Source organism: Paenibacillus sp. J22R56, assembly GCF_056269375.1.
In genome coordinates this window covers 71,641-89,785 of record NZ_JBWDNV010000007.1, presented here as the reverse complement: position 1 = coordinate 89,785, position 18,145 = coordinate 71,641, and the positions used below count along the sequence as shown (strand labels likewise).

The window sequence follows — 18,145 nt, the reverse complement described above, 5'->3', positions numbered from 1 at the left end:
TCGAGAGGGGCAATTCGGGATGAACGAGCAGATAAGAACCATAATGGGCGGAGACGAAGGGACCTTCTTCTCCGTGAAAACACATGCGCCTGGGCCGGAAGGCAAGCTCCCGCTGACGTCAGACCTATTGCTTCATGCGCCGAGTGGCGATCTCTTCGGATTGACACAAAATGTCGGCATGGGCTGGAGCCCAAGCCGTCTCGGCGGGAAACAGGTATTGATCATGGGAACGATGGGAGGCATTCGGAACGAGGATGGGAGTCCCGCGGCTCTGGGCTATCATACCGGTCATTGGGAAATAGGGATGCTCATGAAGGCCGCCGCGGACGAACTGACCCGTGCAGGCCATATTCCTTTCGCCGGTTATGTCAGTGATCCCTGTGATGGGCGGAGCCAGGGGACAACGGGGATGTTTGACTCGCTGCCATACCGTAACGATGCGGCGATCGTGGTTCGGAGGTTGGTGCGCTCGTTGCCTACCCGTTCCGCCGTTATCGGAGTGGCGACCTGCGACAAGGGACTGCCGGCCATGATGCAGGCTCTGGCCAGCATGCGCGATCTCCCCGTTATCATCGTACCAGGCGGCGTAACGCTGCCGCCGACATCAGGGGAGGATGCGGGTAAGATCCAGACGATCGGTGCCCGGTATGCCCATGGGGAAATCAGCTTGGAGGAAGCGGCGGACCTCGGCTGCCGCGCCTGTGCTACACCGGGCGGCGGCTGCCAATTCCTTGGAACCGCGGGAACGGCGCAGGTGGTGGCCGAGGCGCTGGGCTTGACGGTGCCCCACGCGGCACTCGCTCCTTCCGGCCAACCTGTCTGGGAAGAGATGGCGCGCCAATCCGCTCGCGCCGCGGCGGCCATGGCGGAGCAGGGCATCACGTCTGCCCATGTGCTGACCGATGCCGCTATCAGAAATGCTATGGCGGTCCACGCCGCATTCGGCGGTTCCACGAATCTGCTACTCCATATCCCTGCGATCGCGCACGCCGCAGGCCTGTCGATTCCAGACGCAGGTGACTGGACCGCGATCAACCGCAGCGTTCCGCGACTTGTCAGCGTGTTGCCGAATGGGCCGATACCCCATCCGACCGTCCGCGTCTTTCTAGCAGGCGGTGTTCCGGAAGTCATGCTTCATCTGAGGCGTCTCGGTGTCATTGACGATCGGGTACTCACTGTGACGGGATCAACACTGGGCGAAGTGCTCGATTGGTGGGAAGGCTCGGAGCGCCGCAGTCGGATGCGCAGCTATCTGCTGGAGCAGGACGGAATCGATCCGGACAGTGTCATCTACAGCCCGGAATTGGCCAAAAAGGCAGGACTGACCTCAACGGTGACTTTCCCGACCGGCAATCTGGCACCGGAAGGGGCGGTCATCAAATCGACTGCCATTGACCCGGCCGTCATCGACGGGAACGGCATTTTCCGACATGTTGGGCGAGCCAAAGTGTTCACAACCGAGCGTTCGGCGATTCGCGCTATCAAGATGGGCGGAATCGTAGCGGGCGACGTGCTGGTGCTGATCGGCCGCGGACCGTCCGGAACGGGCATGGAAGAAACTTACCAGCTGACATCGGCACTGAAACATCTGCCTCACGGCAAGCAGGTATCCCTTCTAACCGATGCTAGGTTCTCGGGCGTATCCACTGGCGCCTGTATCGGTCATATCGGACCGGAGGCGCTGGCTGGAGGACCAGTAGGTCGGCTGCGCACGGGAGACTGGATCGACATCCGGATCGATACGCGCCGGCTGGACGGCACCATCCATATGGTCGGCTGCGGCGACTATCCGGAGACCGAGCTGGTAGGAACCGGGATACTGGCCTCTAGGCCGCAGCATCCCGAATTGGCTGAGGATCCTGCGCTGCCGGACGATACCCGGCTGTGGGCTGCGCTTCAGGCTGTAAGCGGAGGCACCTGGAAGGGCTGCGTATATGATGTGGACAGAATCCTTGAGGTCCTCTCGGCCGGTATGGATGCGCTTTCCCGGGAATAAGTCGACGCCGCATGCAGATTGACGCCATAGTACGCATATTTTTAATGAGATAAAGAAAAAGACCGATTGAACTATCGAGGGACGATATTTCAATAACGACCGGGAAGAGGCTGCCGGACATGAGCGGCAGTTTCTTTTCGCTATTCCAGCTAATAGCTTGTCAATATCTAAATGTTAATAGCCGTTTCTAGAGATGATATACTGAAAAAAGGTATGACAAATAACCGTCCTTTGGAACAGGAATATATTTCATTGTTTACTATTCCATGCTAGTTACTTTTTCCGAAATGCTTCTTTACAGCCCTTCATCATGCCGCGGGACAAGGTAATGGTAAGATCGTCCAGCTGCTCCTAGATCATGGTGCCTCTGTGGATGTCCTAAATGAATTCGGGGGGAACTCGTTGAACAGTTGTATCTGGGGATCGCTTCATATTCAAAACCCTGACGGGAATTATGCCGAGGTAGCGGAAAGCTTCGTCCAAGCAGGGGCTAAACTTCCAAATCAAGCAGCAGGTAGCGAGCATGTGAAACAGGTTCTTTCTCGCCGTGGAGCATCGTAGTAAAGCAAAGCAGTAAATATAGAATTGAAAAACAACCTTAGCTCGGCGGTTCGCCGGACTAAGGTTGTTTTGATTTTGAAAGCATTGATCACATTAATTTAAATGTTACAAAAAAGTTACATTCTGTATACACTTTTGAGATATGTTTTTTGCATGATTAGTCTAGTCCTATTAGCTGAACTAAAGTGATATGGCATACAGAACTAAGAGCTGGGGGCGGTATTGGTGAAAAACGATCAGCAATATTAACACTACTCCTCAGACCTCTTACAACGGGGCGCATCATTCTTGTGTTTGGCTTTCATGCAGATGACAGTGAAGAGGGGGAAAGCATAGTGAAAAGGATGGCGAAGTAGGCTTCGTAATACGCCGATTCATCCTTATCATGTTGTAGTGGATCGCAAGGATGCGATTAAGTTCGCAATTAACTCGAGCTGTACTGGCGACACTGCCGGAAATCTTACTGCTCCTTATTAAAAAGATAATAGAATATTACCGCATATGCGGCTAAGTTGGTGAACGAAGATGGAACATGGGAGCTTAGGTATTATTGGGGGAATGGGTCCCAAAGCTACCTCGGTTTTTTTTGAAAGAATAATAAACAAAACGAATGCGGATATGGATCAGAATCACATTAACATCATTATTCTCAATCATACAAGTCTTCCTGACCGGACCGATGTTCTTCGGAAGAAGGAAGAAGCTCTATTCTTAGATAAAATATCTAAAGATATGGCTCTCCTACATAATGCCGGTGTGTCCAATATTGCAATACCATGTAACACAGCACATTGCTTTTATAATGAGATGCAGGAAATGACCACGATTCCGATTATAAATATGGTCAACGAGACACTTAAGCTTGTGGCGGATAAGTTTGGACCAGGAAGTAGAGTGGGGATTTTGGCGACCGATGGAACCTTGCATAACGGAATATATAGCAAAGAATGTGAAAATTTCAATCTTGAACTATACAAGCCGAATGAAGAAATACAGAAACGTATTATGAGTATCATTTATAAGAATCTGAAGCAGAATCAACAAGTTAAACCAGCAGAAATCGAAGATATAATAGAGCTGCTGCTGGGCGACTTCGGTTGTGACTGTGTCGTAATTGCTTGCACGGAATTATCAAGTATACCATTGCGGCAGAATATTAAAAGATATTGCATTGATGCTATGGATGTACTCGTGGAGCAATCCATTCTTCGTTCGGGCAAAAGAGTTAAAGCTTCTGATTTTGCATAATACAGGCATTACGGCAAGATATCATTCTTCAATCATTTAATGGAGTCAAGAGTTTGTTCAAAAGGGGTTTAAGTAGGATGAAAGTACTTGTTGTAGAGGATGACTTCAGCATTTCTAGTGCCATAACTTTTGCGCTTGAGAGAGAAGGCTACACGGTCAGAGCCGCTGCTGACGGGGAGGAAGCTCTAGAAAAAACAATAGTATTTAAACCCGACGTAATTATTCTTGATATTATGATGCCTAAAATGAACGGATATGAGGTTTTCCGTAAGCTTAATCTTCAGAAAGAACGGCCGGGAGTGCTTTTGTTGACCGCGAAAAACGATATTGTAGACAAGGTACGTGGCCTGGAATTAGGTGCGGATGATTATATGACCAAACCCTTTGATATCATGGAGGTGCTGGCCCGAGTAAAGGCACTGTACCGAAGGATAAATTTTACAAAAAAGTAGGGGGAAGAAGAGCATCGAACATCCTACCGTAATTGGAGATACGGCTCAAGACGATGCTCATTGAGAAAGACTATTTGGCGTATAGGCTCGAAGGGAAGGACGCGTCGGGGGGATAAGCTAGGAAGATTTTTCTATGAACAGCCGTTCGGCGCGCATGGGCTTGGTCATACCGCCGGACAACGTAATGGACCGGTGCACGAGCACGTCCAAGGCGTCGATAAAGTAAGGCCGCACGGATTCGCCTAATTCTATGCAAGATAATTCCGTGCACGCGAGAACGACGCCGTCGCATTTCTCCCGCTGGAGCATCTCCTTCACAATACCTTCGAGCACACGAGCATCCGAATATCCGGTCTTTTTGATATCTTCATAGATGATGCTCATAATGCTTTGTTGCATGCTCGGGCTCGGAATGAACGGCTCAAGGCCGTATTGCCGCAGGACATCCGAATAGATGTCGGTTTGAAGAGTAGCGTCGGTCGCGAGTATGCCGATTTTACGATTCGCTTTATGTTTCGCGAGCAGTTGTTCGACCGTTTCTCTTACCATGTTGACGATCGGAATAGCCGTCATGGCTTGAATGTCGTCGAAGAAACGGTGCGCCGTATTGCAAGGCATCACGATGTTCGACACTTCCGCATGCTCGAGCAGCGCGATGTCCGCTTGGATCAGCCGAAGGAATTGCTGATCTTTCCGCTCAAGGATCGAGCTCGTTCGGTCCGGCAATGACGCATGATTCAAAATAATCATGTCGATATGCTCCTGATCCGCTTCCGCATCGGTGAATTTAATAACTCTGTCGAAAAAAACGGATGTCGCCTTCGGTCCCATCCCGCCGATCACGCCTAATTTGGATTGTTTCATCATATCTACCTTATTTTGTATTTTAATCTTTTTTCATGTACTTATGCTATGAGGATTCGGGAAGCATAGCGAGACGAAACAATTGAAAATTAAGCTAAATTTAAACTAAAATCCTATCCGAATTTTTCAATTAAATGAAAATTCTTGAATCCCAAAATCCGGTTTTGGCCATAGTATATTGAAAATGAATTGCAATTATTCGTAAAGTTTCCACAGGAATGGGGTTGCCGCATGCGCACTAGACGAACTAGAGGCACTAAACGTAGCAAGATTATCTTAGGAGTAGCCTTCGTTCTTATTGCCGCGTTGGTTATTTGGACTTCGATCGACAAGATATCGGCGGATACAAAGACGGAAACCAAGCCCACAGGCACGCCGACCGCCACACCGATTACAACGTCTGCTGCCACGCCGGACACCAAGGCTGATACGGTGCCGCCCAAAATCACGGGAGTCAAAAATGTAACTGTCTTTATCGGAGACCGCGTTTCCTACAAAACCGGCGTAACCGTTAAGGATGATCACGATGCGAACGTCACTTTGGTCGTAGACACGAGCGGCGTCAACCTAAAGAAAGTCGGCGTTTACAACATTACGTATAAGGCAAAGGACGCCGGAGGCAACGTTGCCCAAGCGGAGGCTTCGGTAACGGTCAAGGTAAAGCCTGCGAGCCCGGTCAACGAAGACGAACTGAATAAACTGGCGGATACCGTACTCGCCAAGATCGTGACGAAAGACATGACGGAGGTCGACAAATTATGGGCAATCTTCAAATGGACGAAGTACAACGTCGGCTATGTCGACAGTTCCAGCCACACCGATTGGCGAAAAGGCGCGCTTCAAGGGTTTAAACAAGGTACGGGCGACTGCTTCGTCTACTATGCCACCGCAAGGATGCTGATGGAGAGAAGCGGCTTCGAAACGCAAACCGTGATCCGGGACAAGGGCAGAAAAACGAAACATTTCTGGAGCTTAGTCAAAGTCGAAGACGCCTGGTATCACTTCGATACCACTCCCACGATCAAGAAGAATACGACTTTCCTACTTACGGACGCAGAGCTGGCGTTATTCAATAAGCAATTTAAGAACTACTACCTATTCGATAAGACCAAACATCCGGCAACGCCGACCAAACCGCTCAAAGAAAGAAGCAAGTATCTTAAATAAGGAGGGTTGCCAATGCAGTTCAACGTCATGGAATATTTAGAGCATACGGTACGAAGAGTACCGGACAAAATCGCTTACGCGAACGACGAATTCGGCCTTACATTCCAGGATGTGTACGGGCAGTCCAGAGCGATCGGCACATTTCTGAACAGGCACCATTTGCAAAAGCAACCGATCGTCGTATTCATGAACAGGAGTCCGAAAGCGATCGCGGCTTATTACGGCGTCATCTACAGCGGCAATTTCTACGTGCCTCTCGACGACGAGATGCCCCACACCCGCATCGAGACAATCGTTCGGAAGATAAATCCCAGCGCGATCATCTGCGATGAGTCGACGAAGGAAACCGCCGATGCCAGCGATTTTCAAGGGAACGTTCATCTGTTCGACGACCTCATTCAAGGTCCTGTCGACGATGAGGCATTAACCCGAATACGCCTTTCCGCCTTGGACACGGATCCTTTGTACGTCGTCTTCACGTCCGGCTCAACGGGGGTACCGAAGGGCGTCATCGCCAACCATCGATCGGTCATCGATTATATCGAAAACTTATCCGACGTGCTTTCGCTAAGCGAAGACACGATATTCGGGAACCAGACGCCGCTGTATCTCGATGCTTGCTTTAAAGAACTATTCCCGACCCTGAAGTTCGGAGCGACGACGTACATTATCCCGAAGAGCCTGTTTATGTTCCCGCTCAAATTGGTGGAGTTCCTGAACGAGTATCGCATAAACACCGTTTGCTGGGTCGTATCGGCGTTAACGATGATCTCTTCCTTCAAAGTGCTGGACAAGCTGGTTCCGGAATTTCTGCATACCGTTGCGTTCGGCAGCGAAGTATTCCCGGTGAAACAATTCAATCTGTGGAAAAGCGCGTTGCCTAACGCGAAGTTCGTTAACTTATACGGGCCTACCGAAGCGACCGGCATGTCGTGTTACTACAAGGTGGAACGGGCGTTCGAGGAACACGAGATTTTACCAATCGGCAGGCCGTTTCGGAATACCGAGATCCTCTTGCTTGGTTCGGACGATCGCGAAGCCTCTCCCGGGGAAGCCGGAGAAATTTGCATTCGGGGCACTTGCCTGACGCTAGGTTATTACGGGGATTTCGCCAAGACGAACGAAGTCTTCGTACAAAATCCGTTGAACGCACTGTATCCCGAACTGATCTACCGGACAGGGGATTTGGGCAAATACAACGAGCACGGCGAGCTGATGTTCGTCTCGCGCAAAGATTACCAGATCAAGCATATGGGGTATCGCATCGAGCTCGGAGAAATCGAGGCGAACGTCAGTCGGCTGGAAGGCATCAAGAGCGCTTGCTGCGTTTACGACAAAACCACGGAGAAGATCGTCTTATTCTTCGTAGGCGAAACGGACGCCAGATCGATCGTCAAGGAACTGAAGCTGCTGCTGCCGAAGTATATGATTCCCAATCGGATTGAGCCGTTAGACGCAATGCCGCTCACGACAAACGGAAAAATCGATCGCGTTTACCTCAAAGAAGCTTGCGTCAAGAAAGGGAGTTAAGCACATGGATGAGTTATTGAAAATATTAGAAGATATGCACCCTGACGTCGATTTTCGTCAATGCGATACGTTAATCAAGGATAAAGTGTTGGATTCTTTCGACATCGTCACGCTGCTTGCGGAGATCGACGGCGAATTCGGCGTGACGATTCCCGTGGAGGAAATCACGCCAGATAACTTCAATTCCGCCCAGTCGTTGTACGCCTTAATCATCAGACTATCCGACGATTTATAGGGGGAGACCATGCTTTTCACCTCATACGGTTTCATTCTCTTTCTCGTTGCCTTGTTCGTCGTTTATTACATCATTCCGAGAAAATACCAGTGGGTATTGCTTCTGGGCGCCAGCTATTTGTTCTATGCGCTATCCGGGCTTCAATTTCTTGCTTATATCGCGGCGACGACGGTTTGCGTTTATTATGCCGGACGCCGAATCGGCGACTTGGTGCAGACCGAATCCGCGTATTTGCTGGAACATAAGCACGAACTGGCCAAGCCCCAGATCAACGAATACAAATCCAAGATGAAAGCAAGAAAACGGATCCCGATGCTACTCGCCTTGTTCGTGGCCTTGGGCATTCTTGCTTTCGTCAAATACGCCGATTTCGCTATCGCGAACATCAATCTCATCGCCCGGGCTTTCGGAAGCGAAGGCGGCATTTCCTTCTGGACGATCGCCGTTCCGCTCGGTATTTCCTTCTATACGTTCAAGAGCGCGGCTTACCTGATCGACGTCTACAGGGGCAAATTTCCGCCGGAGCGCAATTTGTTCAAGTTCGCGTTGTTTGTTTCCTTTTTCCCCGAAGTCATACAAGGACCGATTAGCCGATTCGATCAATTGGGCAAGACGTTGTACGGCCCGCACGCCTTCGACAGCCGCAACGTAAAGTTCGGCTTGCAGCGAATCGCATGGGGATTTTTCAAAAAGCTGGTCATCGCCGATCAACTGATGGTCGCCGTTCGGACGATTATCGACGATCCCGATCACTATAACGGTGCGTACGTGTTGGTTGGCATGCTGTTATACGCGTTTCAACTGTTGGCCGACTTTTCCGGCGGTATCGATATTACGATCGGGATTGCCCAGGTGCTCGGCGTCACGGTTCAGGAAAATTTCCGCAGACCGTATTTCGCCAAGTCGATCACGGATTACTGGCGCAGATGGCATATTTCGATGGGCGCTTGGTTCCGGGATTACGTTTTCTTCCCGATGTCCGTCTCGAAGCCGATGCTTGCCCTGTCGAAGTTCTCCCGCCGGCGGTTTGGCAACGCGATCGGCAAACGAGCGCCTGTGTATCTCGCGACTTTAACGACCTGGTTCGCCACCGGCATCTGGCACGGCTCTAGTTGGAACTTCATCGCTTGGGGACTGGCCAACGGCGTCATCATTCTTATCTCGCAAGAACTGGAACCGTTCTACGATTGGTTCCATGGGAAGTTCAAAGTGAAGCATATGTTCGGATTCCGCGCTTTCCAAGTCGTGCGGACGCTGCTGCTGATGAGCTCGATCCGGCTGTTCGACTGTTACATGGACGTACCGCTGACGTTCAGGATGTTCGGTTCCATGTTCACGACCTTCAATTATCAAGTCTTATTCGACGGTTCGTTGCTTCATCTGGGCATCTCTTTAAGTCACTACGTCTTGATCCTGTCGAGCCTAACGGTCGTCGGAATCGTCAGCTTGCTTCAAAGAAGCGGAAGCGTGAGGGAGAAGATAGCGGCGCAGCCGATCGGCGTAAGGTATTCGCTTTACGGCATGCTGATCCTCTCGATCCTCGTCTTCGGCGCTTACGGCGTCGGCTATGACGCGAAGCAATTCATCTATAATCAGTTCTGATTTCTAAGGAGGGAGATGGGACATTGGTACGAAAGAAGCTTATAATCGGAGCGGTCGCGATCGTTTTGCTGCTCGGCTCGTTGTATGTACTGCAACGCCTGCTGATGCCCAAATACGTATCCGGCATCGTCGAGGGTTCGCTCGTCGGCGAATATTACAAAGAAGACCGCAAGGATTTCGACGTTATATTCCTCGGGGACTGCGAAGTGTACGAGAATTTCTCGCCGGTTACGCTGTGGGAGAAATACGGGATTACGAGCTATATCCGCGGAAGCGCGCAACAGTTGATCTGGCAGTCGTACTATTTGCTGGAAGAGACGCTGAAATACAAGAAGCCGAAAGTCGTCGTCTTTAACGTTCTCGCCATGCAGTACAATGAACCGCAAAAAGAAGAGTATAACCGTATGACGCTGGATGGGATGGAACTCTCGGCAATTAAGCTGAAAAGCATTCAAGCGTCCATGATGAACAACGAGCATCTCGTCGATTACCTTGCGCCCTTATTGCGTTTTCATTCCAGATGGGATCAATTAAGCGAAGACGACTTCACGAACTTGTTGTTCGGCAAGGAGAAGTTGTTCCACAATGGGTATTATATGCGGGTAGACGTGAAGCCGGCGGGGAGAGTTCCGAGAGCGCCGAGGCTGCCCGATTACCGTTTCGGTTCTAACGCTTATAGTTACTTGGATCGATTGACGGAATTGTGCAAGGAAAACGGAATCAAACTCGTATTGGTCAAAGCGCCGACGATCTACCCGCATTGGTACGACGAGTGGGATACCCAGATGGAGCAGTACGCCGCAGCCCACGATTTAACCTACATCAATTTTCTCAAGCACATGGAGGATGCCGGAATCCACCTGCAGACGGATACCTATGACGCAGGCCTGCACTTGAACGTATACGGAGCGGAAAAGCTGGCTACGTACTTCGGTGCATTCCTGGCGGATACGTACCGTCTGCAAGATCATCGTACCGACGAAACTTGGAGTGGGATCTGGCAAAAGAAAATCGACTTTTACGATTGGATGAAGCAGGATCAATTGGACGAGCTAGAGAAATACGGATACCTGAAACGCTATAAAGCCGAAACGTGATAACGAATGGATGAAGGAGTGTTTACGTTGAAAAAAGCAAGTATAGGGCTGATCGCCCTCCTATTAGTGCTATCCGGTTGTGGGAACAGACCGACGGAGGAGGGATCCACGTCGCCTAGCGCATTGACGCAGACGGAAGGAGCCGCTACTTCGCCGGCTGCTTCGACCCCGGCTTCCGAGACGCCTGAACAAGCAAGCGGAGACGGCTTCGTGTTTGAGGCAAGCGGCATCCCGATTCCGATGCATGCCGAAGCGGCGCCGATCTTGAAGCAGCTGGGAAAACCGCAAAGTTATTTCGAATCGCAAGCCTGCGCTTTCCCGGGACTCAATAAAATTTACCAATACAGCAGTTTCGACGTGTATGCCTACGAGAAGGACGGCGTCGATTATATCGCGTCCGTCATTCTGTTCGACGATACGGTGGCCACCAAGGAAGGCGTCACCTTGTTCAACAAGAAAAGCGACGTGATCAAAGCCTACGGCGACAAGTTCACCAACAACTTGAATTTGTACGTCTATGACCAAGGCAAGTCCCAATTGCGGTTCGTCATCGAAAATGATCAAGTGACCTCGATCGAGTATTTGGCCAAAATTTGATCGGATTCGTATCCATAAGTAAAGACGTCATCGGGGCGGGAGTGATTCCCTCGATGGCGTTTTTTGTTGAAGGCGTGCCCAGAGGCACGTATCGTATCTTCTAGCCGGTTAAAGTCCGGTCATGGGAGGGGCCAATCCCCCATGCAGCTTGGATGCCTGCTTTTATTTCATGAAGATTCTATTCAATTATGGAATGAAAGTGTACTGTTAATGCGGACCTTAATGAAAGCTAGCATAAACCAATAAGGAAACAGCCCAGACAAGCTGTCTGGGCTGTTTCTGTCTATTCGTAATCGTTTCACGGCAGGATCAATCGGAGCGCTTGAAGCAATATATTATTCTCATCCGGTGTGCCGAGGAAGATTCATACATGCTGCGGTAGCCCCCAAGCGGCTCCGGATCTATAAATATTCTAATTTTACCAACTAAGATGTCTTTTAACGCCTAACGTGTCGGTAACGTCAATCGTCAGATTGCGCATGCTCCACCGTCCGCGCTTGTAGCTATTGCCTTGATCGTCAATGAATTTTGAAAGCGGCACGCTGGATTTGCCGGAAGTCATCATGGCCGCTACATAGGTGTATTTGTGGTCAATCGTAATTTTCGCGTTATACCATACGAATCCGGTTTCGTTTTGGATAAGCAGATTGTTATTCGTAAGACCGATGTCGGCAATCGGGATCGAGCTTTTTGGAGCGGAGACGCATCCGGTCATTAACAAGACAAGAGAAACAATTGCCAAGCATAATGCAACGTTACTCTTTGTTGACTTTCTGATAGAACTGTACAGAACGGTCCGCATTATCTGGACACCTCCCCATTGGATTCGACAGACAGGCCGAGGTCAAACAATAAATTAGGCGCTCCGGGGTGGCCGCGGTGCACTTCAACGGCAATGACATTCGTTCCCTCGACAAGCTTGTTCAAATGGGCCTTTAGATCGACTCTTCGATAGGAGGTGAATTCGTTCGGGAACGCGAGCGAGGAGTCGGTTAAAACCCCCGATATAATGGCGTCTCTCGAGACTTCCTGGCCGTTCAAATAAACAACGTAACCGTCCTCGTAGGCGATATGCAAAAATAAACCGGACAACTTCTTCGGATCGCCATTCAAGTCAAACGTCCTGCGGAAATAATAGGTTGGAGACGAGCCGGACTCCAATTTGGTCTGAATATAACTCTGCAGCTCTTTGCTGGACGTATACCCCAAAGGAGATCTGCCGGTCTTCCAGCCGGAATCATCGTATTCCGGACTGCGCCAATCGGATGACGGCAGGGGAACCGGCTCCGTGTGGGAGGTTTCGATAATCGGACCTTCTCCCACCGGGTCCACCCCTTCCGGAATGGTCGATTGAATAGAATCGTCACCCAGATGATAATGCCATAAGGATTGAATGCCCACGAGGGAGATGTCTTGTTTTTCCCGCAATGTGGTCAAGTCCCACGAAGCAAGGTTATCCGCATTAAGCTCCAATTGATCCAGGACCTTCCCTGGTTCCTTTTCGGCCATCATGGTCAGCGCGTTACCGTGCGCCTCCAGTACAGTAATTAATGGCTTTTCATCAAGCTCGGACAAGTCCCATATTTTCCAGTGCTCATATCCGGTAGATTGATATTTGGACGGCTCTTGTGAAACCCCCAAATCAAGCACGTACACGGAATTGCGGATGAATACCGCGCTTATTCCGGCTTGTCTGAGCGCGGTCCAAACCTCGGGAAGCTTCGGATCTTCGCTTAGCCAAGCGAGGGCAAACGTTTGCTTATTTCCATTAATCGTCTTGCGGATCCATTCCAATTGTCCGTCTCCGGCAGCTTGCAGCCGATCGGCATTGAGGAAGAAGAGTCTTGCGGTTCCTTGCGTAATCGAGTAGACCGATTTCCCATAGCCCGAAAGAGATTCGGTGGGTACATGAGGGTAAGACTGGTTAAAGCTCTTTTCCGTTGCGGAACCGTCATAGATCGGGTAAAGCCGGAACGACTGCTCTTCCGGATGCTGCTGCAGCAATTGGTTGGATGCGGCAAAATACGAAACGTCCCGGAATTGCTTAACCCAATCCCCGATTTCTCCTTCCTGCTGGCTGAAATAGCCAAACCGAAACGATGCCGCGGCCGCGGCGCTTGACTTGGAGCCCTCCATGGGTACCCTTGTCCAATAGAACGAGCAAAACAGAACCCCAATCAGCACGAGAATCGATAATGAAAGCTTGAATTTATATAAGGACGCCATAAGCCTAACCCTCTCCTCCAGGTAATGTGTTCGGCAGGGCGGGCCACCACATGATAGCGTGGTAAACGGTTGGCCAAAGAATGATCATATTGGCAATAAAGGCAATCACAAATCCGAGTGTCCAAGGCTTCAGATTGACCTCTTTCCGTCCGAGCGTCCAATGGAGTATCGCCCAAGTGCATAGCCAAACGACGAGCCCCGCCGTTTCTTTTCCGGTGTAGGGACCGATGGCCCACCAAGAGGGGATCCAGGAACCCATCTTCAGCAAAATAGGATTAGCCTGCAGCGGATTGTAATAGCTCCATAAATGAGTGACCGTTGTCGCCACGATGCCAAGCCATACGGACATCAGAATGGCGGCGACTTCGCCTGTTTTTCGTTGTTTTGATTCTTTCACATTTTTCTCTCCTATCGCCTAACGACTATATTGAAATCACACCATTTTCAGTTTGGTCATGCCGATTCCGCACGCAAATCCGATTAATAAACATATCCAGAATAGCGTGACCAGCAAAGCAATGATTCCGGATAGCGTCGAGCCTGCCTCTAGATTATGCCGGAACCGGCGCAATAAAAAGGCCGCCGCGATTCCCAAGGGAAGCGGGTACAACGACACGAATTCCTTGTATTCCATCACGATTAAATGCACCTCGGGGCTATGGTACATCAGCCACTGCTGGGGACCGTCCGGTCCGCGGTAAGGAATATAAAGCCAATTGCCAAGCGCGATGGTTACCAGAACCAATAGGCTAGTGAGCCAGAGCACCCATTCCAGATTGGCCGCGGCCCCTTTCTTGCCCCGCAGCATGGGGTAGGTCAAGTGAAGCGCTTGGCAGCTCATGATCACGGTGACGGTTGCGCCTAGTCCGTGCAGGACGGCCTCGAGCTTGTGGTTGCTGAGCCCGATAATATTAAACAAAGGGATCGATAAAAAAAGCAGCGCGGCTACGCTCGCTTGCGTAACCGCCAAATCTCTTGCAGTGAACATGGATTTCATCGGTTGTTCAACTCTTTCATATTGGGATGATGATGTCGATTATTGTAGAAAAGTTTTATCAGAGGAATGTTAATGCTATATTGTGAAATTGTAAATGTAGAGTCATGGATCGGAGTATTATATGTAGCGTTTTTTTTGTCATTGCTATGTTTTTAATGCAGGCTCGATGAGATTAATGGTTAAAATTGGGTTTCTTAAAAATTTACATTCTCTTAACTTCAAAAATAATGCTTTACTAGTATAATGATTTTGGCAGTTGGACAACAGGATTATCTGTGAATTCCGCAATCCTTTCGTGTTACACAGGAGAGTGAGCATAACAACAGATTTGGTGGTGTGTCGGAAGTCAGCGGGGTAAGGAGGAAGATAATATTGGTTTTGGATTGAGCATGGAAGAAACCGAGCAGGGTTCCATCGTTCTGACTGCTAATGACAGAGAAGGGGATGACAAAGTGAAGGTTAATTTAAAAGCCAAGTGGAAAGGTTTAACATTGGCTCTATTTGTATGTACGGTTGTGTTTACTATAGGTGCTTACAACGTGTCGGCTGACAGCACGATTATCAAGGGACCTTATTTGCTGTTTGAAGGACAGAACAGCTCGATGAGCGTCATGTGGCAGACAAGCGATAATCAATCGAATACGATCAAGTGGGGGACGGATACCTCTTATTCATTAGGGGAACAGTCCGTCGAAACCTATGGTACGGACAACCAGCACAAGTACACCATCACCGGGCTGCAGCCTGGTACGAAGTATTACTATGAGGTGGAAGGTCAAGCTGGCTCATTCGTCGCCGCTCCCGCGGATGACGCTACTTCCGTGAAGTTTCTCTCTTACGGCGACAGCCGTACCCAACCGGCTTTTCAGGATCAGGTAGCCGACCTGGCTCGGAAGGCGTATGCCGAAGACCCAGCCTACCAATCCATTCTCTTGAACAGCGGGGATATTGCTTCAAGCGACTCCGAAAGCAACTGGACCGCTCAATATTTCGTGCCTGAATCTGCCTATCCGCAAATGCACGCTCTTCAAACAGAGGTGCCAATGATGGCGGCAAGGGGTAATCATGAGGGCGTTGGTTCCATTTATGAGAAGTACTACCCATATCCGTACGTGAATGATTTCTATTGGTCCTTCGATTATGGTCCGGTCCATGTTTCGGTAATCGACGAATATGCGGACTTTAAGGAAGGCTCGGCGCAGTATAACTGGCTGGAAAACGATCTTGCCACTACGGACAAGCCATGGAAAATCGTAATGGGCCATCAGCCTGCCTGGGGTGCCGGTACGCACGAGAACAATACTGATGTTCAAAAATACATTCACCCTATCTTGAAGAAGTTCGGGGTGCCGTTGTATCTTAACGGACACAATCATAACTATGCCCGCGCTGAGGTTGACGGGATCGAGTACCTTACTTCCGGCGGCGGCGGCGCTCCATCGTACGATGTAGACCCAAGCTGGCCGAATATCGTCAAGGCCGATAAGTCGTACTTCTTGACTTTGTTCGATGTTCAAGGGGATACCATGAAAGTGACTTCCAAGCGGATTGACGGTACGGAAATCGAGACGATCACGGTTCACAACACACCGCAGGCAGCTCTGGATATTGCCAAGGCAACGCTTACCGCGGATAAAGATACGCTGCAAACGGACGTTTCGGACAGCAGCGTTAAGCTTGGTCTGACGGCTGTTGACAGCCATGATGCCAATGTGGATCTGTCAAATGCCAATCTGAGCTACAAAACGGATAAACCGGATTTGGTTTCCATTACTTCAGACGGAACAGTGACCGTTAAGAAGAAACCTGTGTTTAATGAATCGGTTCAGGTTTGGGCTGAGATCTATAACGCAGGCGAGATTGTGAAATCCAATACGGTAACGATCAATGTCAAAAATCCGGACGGGCTGGCTGAAGTAACGCTAGCATCGGATCATGATACGTTGACTGGCGACGCGAATTCTTCCGCTAAGCTGAGCTTAACGGCGAAGGACAATTTGGGAGCGGCCATGGATCTTTCTTCGGCCGAGGTCAAATACACTTCCAGCGCCGATGATATCGTAGCTATCTCTGCTGACGGCATTGTTACGGTGAAAAATAAACCTCTTCGCGCTATGTCCGTATCGATTGAGGCGGAAGTAACCGTGCAAGGAAAAACCGTTAATAGTAATAAGGTATCCATCCTTGTCGGTTCGTTGCCGAATGGAGATTCCCATTTGCTCGTATCGTCAATCAAAAGCCCATATGACGATATGGAAGAACGTGCAGACGGTACGCTCGATATGGATAGTTCCGACTTGGAAATTGTAGTGGAAGACAGCGTGCAACAGATCGGACTTCGGTTTGCCGGCCTGAATCTTCCTAAAGGGGCAAAGATTGCTGATGCCTATGTTCAGTTTTCCGTTGACGAGCCAGGTAAAAACAGCGATCCGTTTGACGTGAACATTTATGCGGAGGCAGTTGCCAATTCGCTTTCGGATAAACCTGGCAATATTTCATCGCGTGTGAAGTCGGACAATTTTGTAAGCTGGAAGGATATCCCGCAGTGGACAGTGGAGCATGAATCCGGTCCAAATCAACAAACTCCTAACCTGGCATCCTTGGTTCAGCAAATCGTAAATATGGATGACTGGAAGGAAGGGAATGCCATGACATTCCTTCTCACCGGTAAAGGTACAAGAACCGCTGAGTCTTTTGAAGGCGCAGGCAGCAACGCGGATCAAGTCGCACATCTCTATGTTGTTTATACAACAGAGGGAACGGGCGACGGCGGCGGAACTCCGGGCGGCGGCAGCGGAACTCCAGGCGGCGGCAGCGGAACTCCGGGCGGCGGCAGCGGAACTCCGGGCGGCGGCAGCGGAACTCCGGGCGGCGGCAGTGGAACTCCAGACGGCGGCAGCGGAACTCCAGACGGCGGCAGCGGAACTCCTGTCATTCCGGCTAACCCGTTCAAAGACGTCGACTCGCATTACGATTGGGCGAAAGACGCAATTGCAGTGCTTGCCGATAAAGGCATTATTAACGGCACGACGTCCACAACCTTCGCTCCCGGCAAGCAAATTACGCGAGCCGACTTCATGGAAATGCTCGTTCGCATGCTGGACTTGAAGGCTGACGTGACGTCCAACTTCAGTGACGTGAAATCGAGCGACTATTATTATCATGCGCTTGGTGTCGTTAAGGCACTCGGCATCGCGAACGGAACAGGAGACAACGAGTTCAATCCGCGCGAATACATCTCGCGTCAGGATATGATGGTTCTCATGAGCCGCGCGATGGAAGTGACCGGCAAGCTGACATTAAACGGTACGTCGGCAGAGCTTAACGGCTTCAAGGACAAGTCGAAGATTGCGCCTTACGCGCTCGATGCGGCTGCCGATATGGTGGAAGCGGGCATCGTACAGGGCAACGCTTCGGCGCTCAATCCGACCGGTCAGGCAACACGGGCGGAAACCGCGCAAATGATCTATCGTCTCTATCTGCTGCTGCAGAAGTAAGGCAGCCTGAAAAATTAAACCAGAAGCATAATTAATCTAATTGGCGGCGTTAGGGTGTCTATCCTTTCGCCGCCAT

General features: G+C 50.2%; 15 protein-coding genes and 2 pseudogenes. 12 read left to right on the top strand and 5 right to left on the bottom strand.

The window, feature by feature from the left end; translation table 11 throughout:
* Positions 1-19 precede the first annotated feature (19 nt).
* The 5 genes and pseudogenes from AC0YNT_RS17530 to AC0YNT_RS17510 all read left to right on the top strand — a co-directional run.
* Positions 20-1,996: a YjhG/YagF family D-xylonate dehydratase gene (locus AC0YNT_RS17530; protein WP_475805805.1), complete on the top strand. Its 1,977-nt coding sequence runs from the start codon at positions 20-22 to the stop codon at positions 1,994-1,996.
* Between the two features lie 306 nt (positions 1,997-2,302).
* Positions 2,303-2,368: pseudogene (locus AC0YNT_RS17525) on the top strand (hypothetical protein); the annotation flags it as partial.
* Positions 2,369-2,398: 30 nt separating this feature from the next.
* Entirely contained in the window at positions 2,399-2,557 is a 159-nt protein-coding gene (locus tag AC0YNT_RS17520; RefSeq protein ID WP_475805804.1) for a hypothetical protein, read from the top strand.
* Between the two features lie 525 nt (positions 2,558-3,082).
* The gene (locus AC0YNT_RS17515; RefSeq protein WP_475805803.1) at positions 3,083-3,805 is read left to right on the top strand and encodes an aspartate/glutamate racemase family protein; all 723 of its coding nucleotides are present in this window, start codon (positions 3,083-3,085) and stop codon (positions 3,803-3,805) included.
* Positions 3,806-3,882: 77 nt separating this feature from the next.
* Positions 3,883-4,239, top strand: a pseudogene (locus AC0YNT_RS17510) (response regulator transcription factor); the annotation flags it as partial.
* 135 nt (positions 4,240-4,374) lie between these two features.
* On the opposite strand, the gene cuyB reads toward AC0YNT_RS17510, so the two are convergent.
* Entirely contained in the window at positions 4,375-5,124 is a 750-nt protein-coding gene (cuyB, locus tag AC0YNT_RS17505; RefSeq protein ID WP_475805802.1) for a cysteate racemase, read from the bottom strand.
* Positions 5,125-5,553: 429 nt separating this feature from the next.
* On the opposite strand from cuyB, the gene AC0YNT_RS17500 reads away from it, so the two are divergent.
* Genes AC0YNT_RS17500 through AC0YNT_RS17475 form a run of 6 tightly spaced genes read left to right on the top strand, consistent with a single transcriptional unit; the run spans position 5,554 to position 11,349 of the window.
* Entirely contained in the window at positions 5,554-6,288 is a 735-nt protein-coding gene (locus AC0YNT_RS17500) for a transglutaminase domain-containing protein (protein ID WP_475805801.1), read from the top strand.
* A gap of 12 nt (positions 6,289-6,300) precedes the next feature.
* Positions 6,301-7,818 carry an amino acid adenylation domain-containing protein gene (locus AC0YNT_RS17495; protein WP_475805800.1) on the top strand — a complete coding sequence of 506 codons (1,518 nt, stop codon included), beginning with the start codon at positions 6,301-6,303 and terminating at the stop codon, positions 7,816-7,818.
* Between the two features lie 4 nt (positions 7,819-7,822).
* Positions 7,823-8,053 (top strand): phosphopantetheine-binding protein, encoded by a 231-nt coding sequence (locus AC0YNT_RS17490; RefSeq protein WP_475805799.1) that lies wholly within the window; start codon positions 7,823-7,825, stop codon positions 8,051-8,053.
* Between the two features lie 9 nt (positions 8,054-8,062).
* Positions 8,063-9,655: an MBOAT family O-acyltransferase gene (locus AC0YNT_RS17485; RefSeq protein ID WP_475805798.1), complete on the top strand. Its 1,593-nt coding sequence runs from the start codon at positions 8,063-8,065 to the stop codon at positions 9,653-9,655.
* A 23-nt stretch (positions 9,656-9,678) separates the two neighbouring features.
* A complete protein-coding gene (locus AC0YNT_RS17480) occupies positions 9,679-10,752 on the top strand; it encodes an SGNH/GDSL hydrolase family protein (RefSeq protein WP_475805797.1) in 1,074 nt (357 codons plus the stop codon).
* A gap of 27 nt (positions 10,753-10,779) precedes the next feature.
* Positions 10,780-11,349, top strand: a complete 570-nt coding sequence (locus AC0YNT_RS17475; protein WP_475805796.1) for a hypothetical protein — start codon at positions 10,780-10,782, stop codon at positions 11,347-11,349.
* A 418-nt stretch (positions 11,350-11,767) separates the two neighbouring features.
* Here AC0YNT_RS17475 and AC0YNT_RS17470 read toward each other — a convergent pair whose 3' ends face one another.
* From AC0YNT_RS17470 to AC0YNT_RS17455, 4 genes are read right to left on the bottom strand one after another with little or no spacing between them, the layout of a single operon-like run.
* On the bottom strand, positions 11,768-12,151 hold the full coding sequence (locus AC0YNT_RS17470; protein WP_475805795.1) for a hypothetical protein: 384 nt from the start codon (positions 12,149-12,151) through the stop codon (positions 11,768-11,770).
* The gene (locus AC0YNT_RS17465) at positions 12,151-13,575 is read right to left on the bottom strand and encodes a hypothetical protein (protein ID WP_475805794.1); all 1,425 of its coding nucleotides are present in this window, start codon (positions 13,573-13,575) and stop codon (positions 12,151-12,153) included. Before AC0YNT_RS17465 ends, AC0YNT_RS17470 begins: the two co-directional genes overlap by 1 nt.
* A gap of 4 nt (positions 13,576-13,579) precedes the next feature.
* Positions 13,580-13,972, bottom strand: coding sequence for a hypothetical protein (locus AC0YNT_RS17460; protein ID WP_475805793.1), 393 nt, complete (start codon positions 13,970-13,972; stop codon positions 13,580-13,582).
* Positions 13,973-14,008: 36 nt separating this feature from the next.
* Entirely contained in the window at positions 14,009-14,572 is a 564-nt protein-coding gene (locus AC0YNT_RS17455; protein ID WP_475805792.1) for a hypothetical protein, read from the bottom strand.
* 389 nt (positions 14,573-14,961) lie between these two features.
* Here AC0YNT_RS17455 and AC0YNT_RS17450 point away from each other — a divergent pair, with 389 nt between their 5' ends.
* Entirely contained in the window at positions 14,962-18,069 is a 3,108-nt protein-coding gene (locus AC0YNT_RS17450) for an S-layer homology domain-containing protein (protein ID WP_475805791.1), read from the top strand.
* Positions 18,070-18,145 lie beyond the last annotated feature (76 nt).